At 63.6% G+C, this 14074-nt stretch carries 20 protein-coding genes; 11 read left to right on the top strand and 9 right to left on the bottom strand.

What is annotated here, in order from left to right; all coding sequences use genetic code 11:
• Nucleotides 1-71 precede the first annotated feature (71 nt).
• Nucleotides 72-824, bottom strand: coding sequence for a carbonic anhydrase (locus tag K359_RS0148855; RefSeq protein ID WP_029085383.1), 753 nt, complete (start codon nt 822-824; stop codon nt 72-74).
• Between the two features lie 1053 nt (nt 825-1877).
• Between K359_RS0148855 and K359_RS62990 the strand changes: the two genes are divergently transcribed.
• The 7 genes from K359_RS62990 to K359_RS0148885 all read left to right on the top strand — a co-directional run bounded on the left by K359_RS62990 (nt 1878) and on the right by K359_RS0148885 (nt 5370).
• Nucleotides 1878-2153, top strand: coding sequence for a hypothetical protein (locus tag K359_RS62990; RefSeq protein ID WP_156929163.1), 276 nt, complete (start codon nt 1878-1880; stop codon nt 2151-2153).
• Between the two features lie 14 nt (nt 2154-2167).
• Nucleotides 2168-3013, top strand: a complete 846-nt coding sequence (locus K359_RS0148860) for a cytochrome c (protein ID WP_035978648.1) — start codon at nt 2168-2170, stop codon at nt 3011-3013.
• A gap of 299 nt (nt 3014-3312) precedes the next feature.
• Nucleotides 3313-3636, top strand: coding sequence for a helix-turn-helix transcriptional regulator (locus tag K359_RS0148865; RefSeq protein ID WP_029085385.1), 324 nt, complete (start codon nt 3313-3315; stop codon nt 3634-3636).
• On the top strand, nt 3633-4064 hold the full coding sequence (locus K359_RS0148870) for an SRPBCC domain-containing protein (protein ID WP_029085386.1): 432 nt from the start codon (nt 3633-3635) through the stop codon (nt 4062-4064). The genes K359_RS0148865 and K359_RS0148870 overlap by 4 nt, the downstream gene beginning before the upstream one ends.
• 34 nt (nt 4065-4098) lie before the next feature.
• On the top strand, nt 4099-4332 hold the full coding sequence (locus K359_RS0148875; protein ID WP_029085387.1) for a hypothetical protein: 234 nt from the start codon (nt 4099-4101) through the stop codon (nt 4330-4332).
• A 46-nt stretch (nt 4333-4378) separates the two neighbouring features.
• Nucleotides 4379-4813: a DUF1801 domain-containing protein gene (locus K359_RS0148880; RefSeq protein ID WP_029085388.1), complete on the top strand. Its 435-nt coding sequence runs from the start codon at nt 4379-4381 to the stop codon at nt 4811-4813.
• A gap of 41 nt (nt 4814-4854) precedes the next feature.
• On the top strand, nt 4855-5370 hold the full coding sequence (locus K359_RS0148885; protein WP_029085389.1) for a GNAT family N-acetyltransferase: 516 nt from the start codon (nt 4855-4857) through the stop codon (nt 5368-5370).
• On the opposite strand, the gene K359_RS0148890 is transcribed toward K359_RS0148885, so the two are convergent.
• The 7 genes from K359_RS0148890 to flgF form a co-directional block, all read right to left on the bottom strand.
• The gene (locus K359_RS0148890) at nt 5360-5791 is read right to left on the bottom strand and encodes a hypothetical protein (RefSeq protein ID WP_029085390.1); all 432 of its coding nucleotides are present in this window, start codon (nt 5789-5791) and stop codon (nt 5360-5362) included. The genes K359_RS0148885 and K359_RS0148890 overlap by 11 nt on opposite strands.
• A gap of 9 nt (nt 5792-5800) precedes the next feature.
• Nucleotides 5801-6094: a hypothetical protein gene (locus K359_RS0148895; protein WP_029085391.1), complete on the bottom strand. Its 294-nt coding sequence runs from the start codon at nt 6092-6094 to the stop codon at nt 5801-5803.
• 96 nt (nt 6095-6190) lie between these two features.
• Nucleotides 6191-6625 carry a hypothetical protein gene (locus K359_RS0148900; RefSeq protein ID WP_035978650.1) on the bottom strand — a complete coding sequence of 145 codons (435 nt, stop codon included), beginning with the start codon at nt 6623-6625 and terminating at the stop codon, nt 6191-6193.
• A gap of 328 nt (nt 6626-6953) precedes the next feature.
• Nucleotides 6954-7706: a flagellar basal body L-ring protein FlgH gene (gene flgH / locus K359_RS0148905; protein ID WP_029085393.1), complete on the bottom strand. Its 753-nt coding sequence runs from the start codon at nt 7704-7706 to the stop codon at nt 6954-6956.
• A 5-nt stretch (nt 7707-7711) separates the two neighbouring features.
• Nucleotides 7712-8767 (bottom strand): flagellar basal body P-ring formation chaperone FlgA, encoded by a 1056-nt coding sequence (gene flgA, locus K359_RS0148910; protein WP_029085394.1) that lies wholly within the window; start codon nt 8765-8767, stop codon nt 7712-7714.
• A 2-nt stretch (nt 8768-8769) separates the two neighbouring features.
• Complete coding sequence (gene flgG, locus K359_RS0148915; protein WP_029085395.1) at nt 8770-9558, bottom strand: flagellar basal-body rod protein FlgG; 789 nt, start codon at nt 9556-9558, stop codon at nt 8770-8772.
• Between the two features lie 16 nt (nt 9559-9574).
• Nucleotides 9575-10339: a flagellar basal-body rod protein FlgF gene (gene flgF / locus K359_RS0148920; protein ID WP_029085396.1), complete on the bottom strand. Its 765-nt coding sequence runs from the start codon at nt 10337-10339 to the stop codon at nt 9575-9577.
• 382 nt (nt 10340-10721) lie between these two features.
• On the opposite strand from flgF, the gene fliL reads away from it, so the two are divergent.
• From fliL to K359_RS0148940, 4 genes are read left to right on the top strand one after another with little or no spacing between them, the layout of a single operon-like run.
• Nucleotides 10722-11210 carry a flagellar basal body-associated protein FliL gene (fliL, locus tag K359_RS0148925; RefSeq protein ID WP_029085397.1) on the top strand — a complete coding sequence of 163 codons (489 nt, stop codon included), beginning with the start codon at nt 10722-10724 and terminating at the stop codon, nt 11208-11210.
• Nucleotides 11211-11228: 18 nt separating this feature from the next.
• The gene (gene fliM, locus K359_RS0148930) at nt 11229-12428 is read left to right on the top strand and encodes a flagellar motor switch protein FliM (protein ID WP_029085398.1); all 1200 of its coding nucleotides are present in this window, start codon (nt 11229-11231) and stop codon (nt 12426-12428) included.
• Nucleotides 12425-12898, top strand: a complete 474-nt coding sequence (locus K359_RS0148935; RefSeq protein ID WP_029085399.1) for a DUF6468 domain-containing protein — start codon at nt 12425-12427, stop codon at nt 12896-12898. Before fliM ends, K359_RS0148935 begins: the two co-directional genes overlap by 4 nt.
• The gene (locus K359_RS0148940) at nt 12895-13707 is read left to right on the top strand and encodes a MotE family protein (protein ID WP_029085400.1); all 813 of its coding nucleotides are present in this window, start codon (nt 12895-12897) and stop codon (nt 13705-13707) included. The genes K359_RS0148935 and K359_RS0148940 overlap by 4 nt, the downstream gene beginning before the upstream one ends.
• A gap of 8 nt (nt 13708-13715) precedes the next feature.
• On the opposite strand, the gene K359_RS62995 is transcribed toward K359_RS0148940, so the two are convergent.
• Entirely contained in the window at nt 13716-13889 is a 174-nt protein-coding gene (locus K359_RS62995; RefSeq protein ID WP_156929164.1) for a hypothetical protein, read from the bottom strand.
• Nucleotides 13890-14074: the final 185 nt, after the last annotated feature.

The following is a 14074-nucleotide window of genomic DNA, read 5'->3' on the forward strand; positions in this document are numbered from 1 at the left end:
CGCTGCCCGTGCCACATCCGGCCTCTCCATGTCGCTCGCATGGTTTCAGTGGCCGGAGTCTGCGCCGAGGTTCACGTCGCCGGTCGTTTCGCGTCCGTGACCAGCTCCACCTTGCCGTTGGCCAGCCGATAGACCGCGCCGACGATCCTGAGCTTGCCCTGATCGACCGCGGCGCTGAGGATCGGCGTCGCCGATTTGAGCTTCGCGACATTGTCGATGACGTTCTGCGTGATGGCGTTGGCGAGCCGGTCGCCGGGCTTGCCTTCGGTCGCCTTTACGGCCGGCGCGAGCGCATTGACCAGCGAGGGCAGATGGCCGGGCAGGGTGGTGTTGTCCTTCAGCGACTTGATGGTGGCGTCGACTGCCCCGCAGGCGTCATGGCCGAGCACCATGAACAGCGGCACGTTGAGCACCGCCGCCGCATATTCGAGGCTTGCGATCATCTCATCGCTGGCGAAATTGCCGGCGACGCGGCAGACGAACAGATCGCCGCGGCCGGTGTCGAAAGCGTACTCCGGCGCGATGCGGGAGTCCGCGCAGCTCAGGACGCCGGCGAACGGATTCTGTCCGCCGGCCAGCGCCTCGCGCTCGTGCTTGAAATCATGCCGCCGCGAGACGCCCTCGATATAACGGAGATTGCCCTTCACCAGCCGGTCCAGCGCCGCGTCCGGCGACAGCACGTTCTGCGGCTTCGGCGGCGGCTTCGTCTCCTTGGCGGAGACCTGCGGCACAAGGGCGAGGCTGGCTGCGCTGCCCGCCGCGACAGCGAGGAAGCGGCGCCGTGAGGTCTGGGTGGGAAGAGTGACGTCGCAGAGCTGGCACATCAAGGATCTCCGTGAACAAGGACTGCATCCGCGCAATGGTTGTAGGTCATGCGCAGCGCCATCGCAACGGGCTCGCATGTCGCGCCAGATACACCACCGTCGTCCGGCGATAGCCGGGACCCATACGCCGCAGCAGATGTAGTGAACGGGACTCGTCGTTCCAGCAACGTGCGACAATTACCACTCGTGGTAATGGGTCCCGGCCTTCGCCGGGACGACGATGAGGATGGTTCTCGATTCAACCTGTCTTGTTCGGTGTCATCGCCCGGCTCGACCGGCCGGGCGATCCAGTATTCCAGAGACGCCAGTGCTTGAGCCGAGAGGCCGCGGCGTACTGGATCGCCCGGTCGAGCCGGGCGATGACAGTGTGGGTGGGGACGCAGCTTTGCGTTCTCGCGACATGAATCGTCCGAGCTTTGCTGTTCGTTATGCCCTCTCTTCTTGCAGAGGGCGCAGGGAAAGCCGGGTGCCGATCGCACCCATGGGCCCCGAGCAAAAGGTAGAAAGCTCGGGGGTAGGACCACAGGTGTAACCGGAAACACTCCGGCTTTCCCTGCGCGATGGTTTACGGCTTACTTCGTGCTCTCCCCGGCGAGACTGGGCTTGCTTGTCACCGCCTTTGCAAGACGCAATTGCGTCTCACAAGAGGACACCGGCCGCTAGGGCGTCAGGACCACACGACTTCACCGTCCGCCTTGCGTGCCCTCGTCAGTGCCACGCTCGGCGTCCACCGCATCTCGACCCGCGTTCGTGACGATTGCGAAGCGCCCCTCGATCGGGTGAGACCGGCGAACCATACATCAAATTATCTTTCCGATAAACCGAAATATTTTTGCTGCGGGGGCTTGCGCCGTCGGGCAACTCAGTGGCAGCCGCCATCCTCTCATCATTCCGGGACAGTTTCAGCGGTTCGCGTGAATGCACGCTTGATGACAGGCTCGGGCTCGGAAACCATTCATCCGCGAGATGCGCGGCCCGATGGATTCCGGGTTCTCGCGGAGCCTGTCATCGGGCCGCGCTCTGCGCGGACCCGTTGGCGAGCCCGGAGTGACGATGGAAGTGTTTCCGGATCGAAACGCATCGCATCGTTTTGATTCGAAGACCCGTCTTCTCACCGCAGTGAAATCTGATAGCTTCGTGCAGCTGGCCCTCGGTCCTGCCAAAAGAAGGCTGGCGATCGTACCATCGATCCGCGCGCGGCATTTTCGAGCGCACCAGATACGTAGTTTTTGCGCCGGCTTTCGCAGTGTCGACAGCGGCGCGCACATTTCGCTGACGTACTTTTTGAATCCAGAAATCGATCAGTGCTCGATCAACATATTTAATTGATTGGAGGCGTCGTCATGATCCGCAGCGGATCGTTAGCGCTCGTTATCGGTGCGATATTGATCAGCCCGCTGAGCGCGGAATCGGACTTGGTCGCGCGGGGTGATTATCTGGTCAATGGCATCCTGACCTGTGGCAACTGCCATACGCCGAAGGGGCCATCAGGCGAGATCACGGATAAGGCATTTTCCGGCGGCGCGTCATGGGACGAGCCACCTTTCAAGGTCACCGCCTCGAACATCACGCAGGACAAGGAAACCGGTATCGGCAATTACACCGACGCCGAGCTCAGGCAACTCCTGCGCAAGGGCATCAAGCGCAACGGCGCACGGGTCGCCATGATCATGCCAAGCGGCTTCTACGAGATTATGACCGAGCGCGATCTCGATGCGGTGATCGCTTATCTGCGCACGATCAAGCCGGTCAAGAATGCGGTGCCGGACCCGATCTACAGGATGGTGCAACGACATTCCGTCCCCCCGGGCGGTGATAGCGCGTACACCGAGGCGATGTTGGGCGACAAGGTGCAGCAAGGGTTCTACCTCACCACGATCGCGCACTGCATGGAGTGCCACACGCCGATGGGGCCGCAAGGGCGAGAATTTGCAACCAGGCTGGGCGCTGGTGGCGGCAAGTTTCCGGGACCTTGGGGTGTATCGGTTTCGAGGAACATCAGCTCCAGCAAGACGAACGGCATTGGCGGCTGGACCGACGACGAGATCAAACGCGCCATCACCCAGGGCGTCAGCAAGGATGGCAGCAAGCTCAATCCGCCGATGGGTTTCCACTACTACGCCACCGTGTCAGCTGCCGATCTCGATGCCATCGTCGCCTATTTGCGTACGGTGCCGCCGAAAGAGTAGTCCGAAAGTCTCTTGGGCCTTGCCCTTGCGAGACGGTCTGTTGTTGGCCGAGCCCAACAACACGGATTGGCGTGGCCGCATTCGGCAGGCTTGACGGATCTTACCGACTTGCTCCAGCGGGCAAATCGGCTCCGGCAAATAACCCACGGGCTATGAAAGGCCGAAGCGATCATTCCTCGGAATCGAGCTGCAAAAGCCTTACCAGACCGTTCTCATCGCAATGCGCAAGTTTCTCGTTGACATATCCATAGCTGACCGGTTATGTATTAATCCATAGCCAGAAGGTTATGGATCGCAAAATGTCAGACGCCCACGACGCGCTGTTTCGAAACCTCGCAGACCCGACCCGCCGCGCGCTCTTCGAGCGCCTGTGCCGCGAGGGCGAGCAGACCGTCGGCGCGCTGACGGCCCGCGCGAAAATCTCGCAGCCGGCGGTGTCGAAACATCTCGGCGTGCTGAAACAGGCCGGGCTGGTGCGCGATCGCCATGAAGGAAGGCAGACGCATTACAGCGCGCAGCTTGGCGCACTGGCGCCGCTGATCGACTGGACCAGCCAGATGGCGGGCTTCTGGCAGAACCGGTTCGACCACCTCGAAGATCTGCTCAAAAGGATGGACCAATGAACAAGGCCACCGCTGAAACGCGCTCCGCAATCGTCGAGCGCGAATTTCCCCATGCGCCGGAAAAGCTCTGGCGCGCGCTGACCCAACCGCATCTGATCGAGGAGTGGCTGATGAAGAACGACTTCAAGCCCGAGGTCGGGCACAGCTTCAATCTGCGCGGAGAGTGGGGCGGCGTGCTGGACTGCAAGGTGCTCGCCGTCGAGCCGCACAAGACGCTGTCCTACACCTGGAATTTCGCGCATGCGGATGCCGCCTACAATCTCGAGAGCGTGGTGGTGTTCACGCTGACGCCGACGGCGAAGGGCACCCATCTGCGCGTCGAGCAGTCCGGCTTCCAGCCACATCAGAAGCAGGCCTATGGCGGCGCCCATGCCGGGTGGAAGCAGTTCCTGGAAAATCTCGATCAGCTGATGGCGCGGCCGGAGTGAGCCCCGCACAACACCTATCAAACAGGAGGTCACATTGAACTGGAACAACTGGATCAGGCAAATTCACCGCTGGCTTTCGATTGCCTTCACGGTCGCCGTCATCATCAACATCATGGCCATGGTGCAGCAGCAGCAAGCCGTGTGGATCGGCCTGCTGGCGCTGTTCCCGCTGATCTTCATGCTGCTCAGCGGCCTCTATCTGTTCGCGTTGCCCTATCTGGCGCCGCGGCGCGACCACGGGGGATCGACCAGTGCATCGCAAGTATGATTGCATGGTGTGATTGCATGAGGCGGGCGAGGAACACGAGGCAGACATGACGGCATCGGACCGTATCGACCGGATGATCGAGGATCTCACCGACTGGCGCGGCAAGACGCTGGCCAGCCTGCGCAAGAGCATCCTCGCCGCCGACCCCGGCATCATCGAGGAGTGGAAGTGGATGGGCAGCCCGGTGTGGTCGCGTGACGGCATCATTGCGGTCGGCAACGCGCACAAGGGGAAGGTGAAGCTCACCTTCATGTACGGCGCGCAGCTGCCGGACCCCGACAGAGTGTTCAACACCGGCTTCGAGGGCAATGTGCGGCGCGCGATCGACCTGTTCGAGGGCGACAAGATCAACGACCGCGCATTCAAGGCCCTGATCCGCGCCGCGATCGAGCTCAACCAGGCCAAATCGAAGAAGCCGGCCAAGAAAGCTGCGAAGAAGGCTGCGGCGGGTGCCCGCGCGGCCGCGAAGAAAAAGGCGTGAGTTGCGATCGTGCGTTGGCCCGCTGACTCGATCGAGCTGAGATGATCAGGACCAGGCTCGCCACGTCGTCGGACGCGGAAGCCGTCTCCGCGCTGCTGACAGCCAACAGCGGTGACCGGGGCGGCATGCTGCTCGGGCAATGGCCGCGCGATGCGATCGAGACGCACATTGCAAGCGGGCAATCGATCGTCATCGCGATCGACGAAGCGGGCAGGCTGCTCGGCGCGCTCCTGACGTCGGAGAAGGGGTTTGACGAGGCTCCGCCGGTGCAGGCCATGCTGCAGGCCTGGCCGGGGCGTCCAGATGCCTATGTGTATGGTCCCGTATGCATCTCGCAGGACGCGCGCGGCCTTGGAGTCCTGGAGGCGTTGTACGCGAGGCTGCAGGCAAATTTTCCCGGCCGTGAGGCGATCCTTTTCATCAGGGACGACAATCCGCGCTCGCTCAAGGCGCATCTGCGGCTCGGCATGCGCGAGGTCGCGCGGTACGACTTCAACGGCAAGGTCTTTGTTGTCTTGAGCGACAGGCCCGAGGGGAGCGGCCAGATCAAGGGATAGTCCGTGGCTCAACTGTATCGGCAAGCCGCCTCGCGTCGCGGACAACCGGATAGATCCCGGCGCAGGTCAGCACGCCGAACAGGATTGCGCCAAATGTCCGCGTGAAGTCCGCCGACTGCAAAATCACGGCCATGACCGCGATGCCGAAGCCCGTCGAGAGCATGGTGAAGAACAGATAGGACCACAGGAATTGAATTGCCTGCTGATCGGCGGCTTTGCCGGCGGCCAGCCGGCGAACCTCGCGCCGCGTCCAGAACAAGTCGGAGATGACGGGAATTAGGACGAGAATCGTGACTGCGAAGGAGAGGCCATCGAAGCGCTTGATCGAGCTTGCAAGGCACAGGCCGAACACAAAGGCGCCGACCGCGCCGCAGCAAGCATGCGCGAGCAGCTTCATGACCGTGATCGGCCGAGCGTTCATTGCAGGCGGTCACGCCTTCGTATGCACGATCACCGGACCCGCAACCGCGGTGGCCTGGCCGATCAGCAATGGACCGAGATTGTCATCGATCCAGGCCAGCGCGCGGCGGTTGGCCTCCTCGGCGCCGGCGTAATTGTTGAACACGCTGATCGCGGTGACCGTGTCGTCGCCGGCATAGACCACGTAATAGGCCATGAAGCCTTCGACGTCGCTGATGATCGGAATAGCGCCTTCCTTGATCCGGCGCGCGAGTTCTTCGGCGCTACCAGTCTTCGCCTTGGCGTGACGGATGGCGGCATACATGCGGTCCTCCTTCCGGCTGCATCGATCGGGCTGCGCTTCGCGCATGCGCAATGCTACGCCTGATGGGGCGGCGACGCCATCGACATTGCGGACGGGTCAGCTGAAACGCCTGGTCACGACCGTCGTGCGGCGGTCGGGGAGTTTTGGCAGTCTCGCGACATCCGCGCGTGTTGTCGTGGCTTTTGGGCCGGGGGTGGGCTCCGGCTCGTGCTGCTGCAGAAACAGCGTGGCCTCGAACAGTACGCCGGGGGCCTGCTTGGCGGTGCCCGAGCACACCGCCCGGTTGCCGTTGAACGAGCCGGTCAGTTGCGCCTCGACCTCGTCGCAGCCGAACACCGTGGTGAACGGGCCGTCGGCATATCTGTGCGTCGTCAGGATCGCGGTGAAGCGGTCCTCCTCGAGCTGATAGCTACCGCCATAGGTGAACATGGCGTCGCCACCCGAGATCCTGCCATTTGTGAGCTGGACTATTCCGGTGCCTTCGCCGCGCGGCGTCCGGAACCACGCCGCATACCGACCGTCTCTTTGCATGACTGTCATACAAATAGAAAACCCTGCGTTGTTGCCTAGCTACGTTGCAATCGCTCGAACTTCCACTGCGCGCTGCTGCGACGGTTAACGAACCGAGAAAGCCATCGTGTGAGTTTCAGAAAGCGGTATCCGACTGGTGCACGCCGATCGCGCGAGCGCACGCTACCGGTCACAAAATGCCACGGCCCTCGCCAGGGGAGCTAGCGAGGGCCGTGTTGGTACACCGCGCCGCGCCTAGGTTCGCGACGAGATGTGGGAGCTGGTGAAGACTCTTAGTTGGGCATGATCCCTTTCCGAAAACTGGTTCCCACTTTTCGGGATCATGCCACTAGAAGGGCAGCAGCACGTCGAGGACCTGCTGACCGTAACGCGGCTGCTGCACATCGGTGATCTGGCCGCGGCCGCCATAAGCGATGCGGGCCTGGGCGATCTTCGAGGAGTCGATGGTGTTGTCGCTCTGGATGTCCTCCGGGCGCACGATCCCGGCCACGATCAGCTCGCGGATTTCGTAGTTGACGCGGATCTCCTGCTTGCCTTCGACCACCAGGTTGCCGTTCGGCAGCAGCTGGGTGACGACAGCGGCGACGTTGGTCTGCAGCGCTTCCTGGCGGTTGACCGAGCCCTTGCCGTCGCTCGAGGCCGTGGAGTCGGCGGTCAGGATGCGGCCGGGCAGGATCTTGTTCGGCTGCGTGATGGTCTGCGAGCCCAGGAAGTTGGTGACCCCGGAGTCTTCGGAATTGGTGCGGCTGCGCTGGGTTTCGTTGGCGATTGCGGCCTTGTCGGTGATGTTCACCATGACGGTCAGGATGTCGCCGACCCGCGCGGCGCGCTGGTCTTTGAAGAAGGCGCGGGAGCCGCTGCGCCACAGCGAGTTCGGGCTGTAGGAAGCGACCTCGGGCTTCGGCATCGGCATCTGCACCGGCTTGTAGCCGGGCTGCGTCGTCGGGTTCTCGATCTCCGTCAGCTTCGGCTTTTCACCGATCTGGGAGAGACGGTCGATCGACGAGCAACCGCTGGCGATCGCTCCGAGTGCGAACAGCGCACCGGCCAGGACGAGGCGGTTGATACGGTACTGGGGCATGAACTTTACTCGGCGTTTGGTGCGACTGAACTCAGCTTGACGGAGGCGGAATTTGGATCGGTGGCGTCGGCGGCCGGCGCGGCGCGCGGGGTCGCGACCGAGATCGAGACCTCGCCGCGGCCGGTGACGACGCCGGAGACGGCGCGCTTGGACTGCAGGTTCATCACGTTGACGACGTCGCCCTCGGCGCCGCCGTCGATCGCCTTGCCGCGGATCGTGAGGTAGAGACCGGAGGTGCGGTAGATCAGCGTGACGTTCTGGTCGCGGGTGACCAGATCGGGCTTCACCAGGTCGGCGACGCGCAGGGCCTGGCCAGCGCGGAGCTGGCGGCGGACCTGCATGCCGATGGTGCTGTCGCGCACCGCCGCGTCGTTGCCGATTTCGGCCTTCGGACGGCGCTCGATCAGCACGTCGGAGGCCTTCAGCAGCTCGCCGCGCTCGACATTGCGCACCAGCACGGCGGCGTCGATCGTCTCGATCGCGGTGCCGGTGAGGCGTAGCTTGTACGGCGCCGTCCCGGCGTCGTTGCTGATCTCGAAGGTCACGTCGAAACGCGTCGAGCGCGCGTCGTAGCGCACGCCGATCGGCTGCATCGCGCCCGTATTGGTCGCCTCGAGGCGAATGTCGCCGGGATCGCGGTCGAAGGTCAGCGCGATATTGCCGGCCCGGCCGAGGCCGTGGCGGCCCTCGAGCACGCGCGCGACCTGCTGCTCGATTTCCTTGTTGTCGATGGTGCGCGCCAGCCGCGTGACCGTGATCTCCTTCAGCTCGCGGGTGTCGACGCCGATCACCTGGTGGCTGCGCAGCACGTTCAGCACCTGGGCGACCGGCAGCGTGCCTGTCGTGCCGAGGTCAGGTGCGCGGTAGATCGCGATGCTGCCGGCGCTGCCGGCATTGTCGATGAGGTCGCCGACCCGCACGATGTCGTCCGCGACCGTGATGCTGGCGCGCAGCGTCGGCACCGCGATGGTCTCGCTGCGGCCTTGCGCGGCTGATGGTGCCACGGTGAGCGCGAGGAGCGCGGCTGCGATCAGAAGTGAGCGGGCGATCATCGACATCATCCTCAGCGGAACAGGTTGGAGGTCGACTGCATCATCTGGTCGGCCGCGGAGACCACCTTCGAGTTCATCTCATAGGCGCGTTGCGCGGCGATCAGGTCGGAGATTTCCGAGACCACCTCGACATTGGCCTGTTCGAGGTTGCTCTGCTGCATGTCGCCATAGCCGTCGGTGTTGGCGATGCCGTCCTGCGGCTGGCCGGAGGCCGGCGTTTCCTGGAACAAATTGTCGCCGATCGGCATCAGCCCGGCCTTGTTGATGAAGCGGGTCAGGCCGATCTGGCCGACATTGGTCGACGCGGTCTGGCCCGGCAGCGTCACCGAGACCTGGCCCTGCGCATTGATGGTGAGGCCGGAGGCGTTCTGCGGGATCGTGATGGTCGGCTGCAACAGGTTGCCCTGCGCGTTGACGATGCGGCCCTGGTTGTCCATCTGGAACGAGCCGTCGCGGGTGTAAGTGAAGGTGCCGTCCGGCATCAGGATCTTGAAGAAGCCTTCGCCGCGGATCGCGATGTCGAGATCGTTGCCGGTCGGCGACAGCGTGCCCTGGGTCATCATCCGCGGCGTGCCGACGGTCTTGACGCCGCCGCCGAGGTCGATGCCCATCGGCATGATGGTGTTCTGGTCGGAGGCCTGCGCGCCGACCCGGCGCACATGGTCGTAGATCAGGTCCTGGAACGCGGCGCGCTGCTTCTTGTAGCCGGTGGTGCGCAGGTTCGCGATGTTGTTGGAGATCACCTGAACGCTGAGTTCCTGTGCCGCCATTCCGGTCGCAGCTGTATAAAGTGCGCGCATCGGTCAATCCCCCGGATCAGTTCGGCACGTCGGCGAGCTTCTCGATCGCCGACTTGTGCAGGTCGCTCTGCTGTTGAAGCAGCGAGGCGATTTGGGTGTAGGTCCGCGTGATCTCGATCATGCGGCTCATCTCGACGACGGAATTGACGTTCGACTTCTCGATGAAGCCCTGGCGGAGCTGCGCCTTGGTGTCGGGCAGCGGCTGCGTGCCCTCGCCGGGCGCGTAGAGGTTGGAGCCTTCCTTGAGCAGGCGCTGGGCCTGCGCGAACGAGACCAGGCGCAGCTTGCCGCGCACCGAGTCGAGGCGGGACGTGCCCTCCTGCACGGTGATATTGCCGTCGGCGCCGATGTTGACGTCGTGGTCGGTCTGCTGGAACGTGATCGGGCCGGCGTTGCCGAGCACCTGATAGCCCGAGGCGGTGACGAGCTGGCCGCGGCCGTTGATCTGCAGATTGCCTTCGCGGGTGTAGCGCTCGCCGGCCGGGGTCTGCACCACCAGGAAGGCGTTGCCGTCGATCGCGACGTCGAGCGGGTTCTTGGTCTCTTCGGTCGGCCCCTGCGAGAAGTCGTGGAAGGTCGCGCGGTCCTGCACGAAGGAGACGCGGCGGTCGGAGGACGCGAAATTGTCCTCATGCGCGTTCGAGGACAGATATTCCTGGAACAGCGACCGGTCGGCCTTGTAGCCGTTGGTGTTCATGTTCGCGATGTTGTTGGAAACGACATCCATCTGCCGTTCCAGCACCATCTGCTTCGATAGTCCGACCAGAAGCGTATTCTGCATCGGTGGTTCTCCCCTGTGAGGTGATCCGATGCAGAGGTTCTCCCAAACCTTCACGCCGGACCGTCGGTAACCATTGGGTTCTCCCAAACCCGCTCGTTACGACGTCCTCTCAGCGAAAGCCGTGCCAACTTGAAATATTCAGGTATTTTAATAGCTTAGGTGTTTTGCCGGGGGTCGCGCGGGGCGGCAGAAAGGTCTTGTTGACCATGTTTGCCCGGCAGTTTTTTCCTAGTGGATGGTAAATCCTAAGCTTCCGTTAACCATTATGACCCTAGCGTCGCCTTCATTGGGGCGCGTGTGCGCTGGCGGCATTTGTATCGCGTCTTCAGGCCAAAGCTGGGGCAAATCGCGTTCGCATCCTTCAGAGTGAAGCGAGCGGACGATGGCGGACGAGGAAAAGACGGATAGCGGCGAGGGCGCGGCCGCTCCGAAGAAGGGCAAGCTCAAGCTGATCATTGCCGTCGCAGGCTTCCTCGTCGTGCTCGGCGCGGGCGCCGGCGGATGGTTTGTCTTCATGCGCGGCCACGGCGAGGAGCAGCACGCCGAGGCGCCGCCGCCGAAGCCGCCGAGCTTCATCGACGTGCCGGACATGCTGGTCAATCTGGTCGGCGCGCCCGGCGAGCGCGTGCAATATCTCAAGCTGAAGCTCGTGCTCGAGGTCAAGGAAGAGAAGCAGGCCGAGGCGATCAAGCCGGCGCTGCCGCGCGTCACCGACCTGTTCCAGACCTATATGCGCGAGCTGCGCCCGAGCGATCTCAACGGCTCGGCCGGCCTGTTCCGCCTCAAGGAGGAGCTGACCAAGCGGGTCAATCTCGCACTCACCCCCAATCAGGTGAACGCGGTGCTGTTCAAGGAAGTCGTGATCCAGTGACGGGGTGGATGTAAAGCCATGGCCGGCAACGACCAGATGGACCAGGACGCCATTGCGGCCCAGTGGGAAGCCTCGCTCGATTCCGAGGATCCCGCGGCCGCCGCGGCGGAAGCTGCCAAGAACGAGCTCACCGAGAACATGGCGCTGCAATGGGCCGCCATGGTCGAGGACGGCAGCCGCGACTTCGGCGGCAAGACCAATGGCGAGCGCGTGCTGTCGCAGGAGGAGATCGACAATCTCCTCGGCTTCACGGTCGGCGACGTCAGCCTCGACGACCACTCCGGCATCCGCGCCATCATCGATTCCGCGATGGTGTCCTACGAGCGTCTGCCGATGCTCGAAATTGTGTTCGACCGCCTGGTGCGGTTGATGACGACATCATTGCGCAATTTCACCTCCGACAACGTCGAGGTCTCGCTCGACCGCATCACCTCGGTGCGCTTCGGCGACTACATGAACTCGATCCCGCTGCCGGCGGTGCTGTCGGTGTTCAAGGCCGAGGAGTGGGAGAATTTCGGCCTCGCCATGGTCGACTCCAACCTGATCTATTCGATGATCGACGTGCTGCTCGGCGGCCGCCGCGGCCAGACCCAGCTCAAGATCGAGGGCCGGCCCTACACCACGATCGAGACCAACCTGGTCAAGCGGCTGGTCGAGGTGGTGCTATCGGATGCCGAGCAGGCGTTCCGGCCGCTGTCGCCGGTGACCTTCACGATTGACCGGCTCGAGACCAATCCGCGCTTTGCCGCGATCAGCCGCCCGGCCAACGCCGCGATCCTGGTGCGCCTGCGCATCGACATGGAAGACCGCGGCGGCAACGTCGAATTGCTGCTGCCCTACGCCACCATCGAACCGATCCGCAACGTGCTGTTGCAGATGTTCATGGGTGAGAAGTTCGGCCGCGACCCGATCTGGGAAGGGCATTTCGCGACCGAGGTGGCGCAGGCCGAGATTTCGGTCGATGCGGTGCTGTATGAGGCCGACATCCCGCTGAAGGAGCTGATGAAGCTCAAGGTCGGCGACACGCTGCCGCTGGATATCCGCTCCGACGCGCTGGTCTCGGTCCGCTGCGGCAACGTCACGCTAACGGAAGGGCGGATGGGCCGCGTCGGCGACCGCGTCGCGATCCGCGTCACCAAGAATTTGCGCAAACCCCAGACCACTTTCGCGATGTTCGAAAAGGCGGATGAGCGGACCAAACTGATGGAGGCACCATGAGTCATGTGCTTGGACTAGCGATCGAGAGTCTGGTGGCCGTGCTTCTGATGCTGACCATCTGCTATTGCTGGCTGCTCAACAAGCGCCTGCAGCGGCTGAAGGCGGACGAGCATTCGCTGAAGGCGACGATCGCGGAATTGATCACCGCGACCGAGATCGCCGAGCGGGCGATCGGCGGGCTGAAGCACGCGGTGCGCGACGTCAACGAGAACCTCGGCAACCGGCTCGATGCGGCGACGCAGATGTCGGCGCTGCTTAAGACCCAGCTGGCCGAAGGCGATGGCGTGGTGCGCCGCCTGTCCAAGATCGCGCAGGCCGCGCGGCCGCCCGAGCCCGCGCATGTCCCGGCTCACGCCGTTGCGCCGGCCGCACCAGTGGCGCCGGCACCCAGGGTCTCGGCCGCGCGCGCGGTGGCCGCGGCGGCTGAAGCCTTCACCGAGCGCAGGAGGGCCGGCGGCCTCGCTGCATGAAGTTGCTTCGTGACATCAGAGTGATGCCTGTGGTGCTGGTCGCGATCTTCGGCCTGATGGTGCTGAAGGTCGCGGGCCTCGTGCTCGATGGCGGTTACGTGTTCGCTGACGAGGCGCGGCCGGCTGGCCCGGCTGGCCCCTCTTGGGCGCAGCAGAACTTGAATTTCCCCGGCGCCGGCAAGGCGGTGGCTGACAGCAAGATCAAAGGCGATCCCGGCGACATCACGGGATCGGTGCACGGCAAGGAAGAGAAGAAGGACGAGGCGCCGAAGCCGGCCGCCCCGGCCGCGGAGCCGTCCAAGCCCGACGGCGTGGTGGTCAATCTGGATGCGCCCGCGCCGGTGTCGGCGTCGGAGCGCGCGATCCTGGAACGGTTGCAGGCGCGCCGCCAGGAGCTCGAGACGCGCGCGCGTGAGGTCGATATCCGCGAAGGCCTCCTGAAGGCCGCCGAAAAGCGCATCGAGGCCAAGGTCGAGGAGGCCAAGGCCAATGATGCCAAATCGAATGCCGATGCGGCGGCAAAGGCGGAAGCCGAGGCCGCCCGCTTCAAGGGCATCGTCACCATGTATGAGAACATGAAGCCGAAGGACGCCGCCAAGGTGTTCGATCGCCTGGAAATGAACGTGCTCTACCAGATCGCCTCGCAGATCCAGCCGCGCAAGATGTCCGACATTCTGGGCCTCATGCAGCCCGAGGCCGCCGAGCGGCTCACCGTCGAACTCGCCCGCCGCGCCGGCGGCGACAAGTCGGCCTCAACCGACGATCTCCCCAAGATCGAAGGCAAGATCCTCGCGCCGAAGACGAATTGAGGGGAGCGTTAGCGCCGGGCCTGCTTCCGGCAGGCTTGCACCCGCGAGCCAGGCGGGGCTTCGGCGAGGTCGGCGATGGCTCTTGCGACGAAAGATGGATCGGCATCGTCCAGCGCCGGTGCGGCTTGCTCGAGTATCTTCAGATGATCCTTGATGCCGAACCTTGCTGTCTCGAGCGGCATCTCAAGTCGTCAGTTTCCGTGAGCCGCGCCAATGTGATGGCAAGCATTCTTTAACCATACCGCAAACGCATTCGAGAATGGTCTGAAATATCTCGCGGCCTCCTTGGGGCAGAGCACGCAGGGCGGAGCCAGCTCGGAAACCGCCTGTAGACTTGCTCGCTCCTTCCTAGCCCCCTCCGAAACAA

The sequence above is a fragment of the Bradyrhizobium sp. th-b2 genome (assembly GCF_000426785.1).
In the GTDB taxonomy this organism is placed as follows: Bacteria; Pseudomonadota; Alphaproteobacteria; order Rhizobiales; family Xanthobacteraceae; genus Bradyrhizobium; species Bradyrhizobium septentrionale.

What these genes read in the sequence shown, in the direction of transcription:
- K359_RS0148855 (WP_029085383.1), bottom strand. Translation starts at nt 824, where the DNA reads ATGTGCCAGCTCTGCGACGTCACTCTTCCCACCCAGACCTCACGGCGC.
- K359_RS62990 (WP_156929163.1), top strand. Translation starts at nt 1,878, where the DNA reads ATGGAAGTGTTTCCGGATCGAAACGCATCGCATCGTTTTGATTCGAAG.
- K359_RS0148860 (WP_035978648.1), top strand. Translation starts at nt 2,168, where the DNA reads ATGATCCGCAGCGGATCGTTAGCGCTCGTTATCGGTGCGATATTGATC.
- K359_RS0148865 (WP_029085385.1), top strand. Translation starts at nt 3,313, where the DNA reads ATGTCAGACGCCCACGACGCGCTGTTTCGAAACCTCGCAGACCCGACC.
- K359_RS0148870 (WP_029085386.1), top strand. Translation starts at nt 3,633, where the DNA reads ATGAACAAGGCCACCGCTGAAACGCGCTCCGCAATCGTCGAGCGCGAA.
- K359_RS0148880 (WP_029085388.1), top strand. Translation starts at nt 4,379, where the DNA reads ATGACGGCATCGGACCGTATCGACCGGATGATCGAGGATCTCACCGAC.
- K359_RS0148885 (WP_029085389.1), top strand. Translation starts at nt 4,855, where the DNA reads ATGATCAGGACCAGGCTCGCCACGTCGTCGGACGCGGAAGCCGTCTCC.
- K359_RS0148890 (WP_029085390.1), bottom strand. Translation starts at nt 5,791, where the DNA reads ATGAACGCTCGGCCGATCACGGTCATGAAGCTGCTCGCGCATGCTTGC.
- K359_RS0148895 (WP_029085391.1), bottom strand. Translation starts at nt 6,094, where the DNA reads ATGTATGCCGCCATCCGTCACGCCAAGGCGAAGACTGGTAGCGCCGAA.
- K359_RS0148900 (WP_035978650.1), bottom strand. Translation starts at nt 6,625, where the DNA reads ATGCAAAGAGACGGTCGGTATGCGGCGTGGTTCCGGACGCCGCGCGGC.
- flgH (WP_029085393.1), bottom strand. Translation starts at nt 7,706, where the DNA reads ATGCCCCAGTACCGTATCAACCGCCTCGTCCTGGCCGGTGCGCTGTTC.
- flgA (WP_029085394.1), bottom strand. Translation starts at nt 8,767, where the DNA reads ATGATGTCGATGATCGCCCGCTCACTTCTGATCGCAGCCGCGCTCCTC.
- flgG (WP_029085395.1), bottom strand. Translation starts at nt 9,558, where the DNA reads ATGCGCGCACTTTATACAGCTGCGACCGGAATGGCGGCACAGGAACTC.
- flgF (WP_029085396.1), bottom strand. Translation starts at nt 10,339, where the DNA reads ATGCAGAATACGCTTCTGGTCGGACTATCGAAGCAGATGGTGCTGGAA.
- fliL (WP_029085397.1), top strand. Translation starts at nt 10,722, where the DNA reads ATGGCGGACGAGGAAAAGACGGATAGCGGCGAGGGCGCGGCCGCTCCG.
- fliM (WP_029085398.1), top strand. Translation starts at nt 11,229, where the DNA reads ATGGCCGGCAACGACCAGATGGACCAGGACGCCATTGCGGCCCAGTGG.
- K359_RS0148935 (WP_029085399.1), top strand. Translation starts at nt 12,425, where the DNA reads ATGAGTCATGTGCTTGGACTAGCGATCGAGAGTCTGGTGGCCGTGCTT.
- K359_RS0148940 (WP_029085400.1), top strand. Translation starts at nt 12,895, where the DNA reads ATGAAGTTGCTTCGTGACATCAGAGTGATGCCTGTGGTGCTGGTCGCG.
- K359_RS62995 (WP_156929164.1), bottom strand. Translation starts at nt 13,889, where the DNA reads ATGCCGCTCGAGACAGCAAGGTTCGGCATCAAGGATCATCTGAAGATA.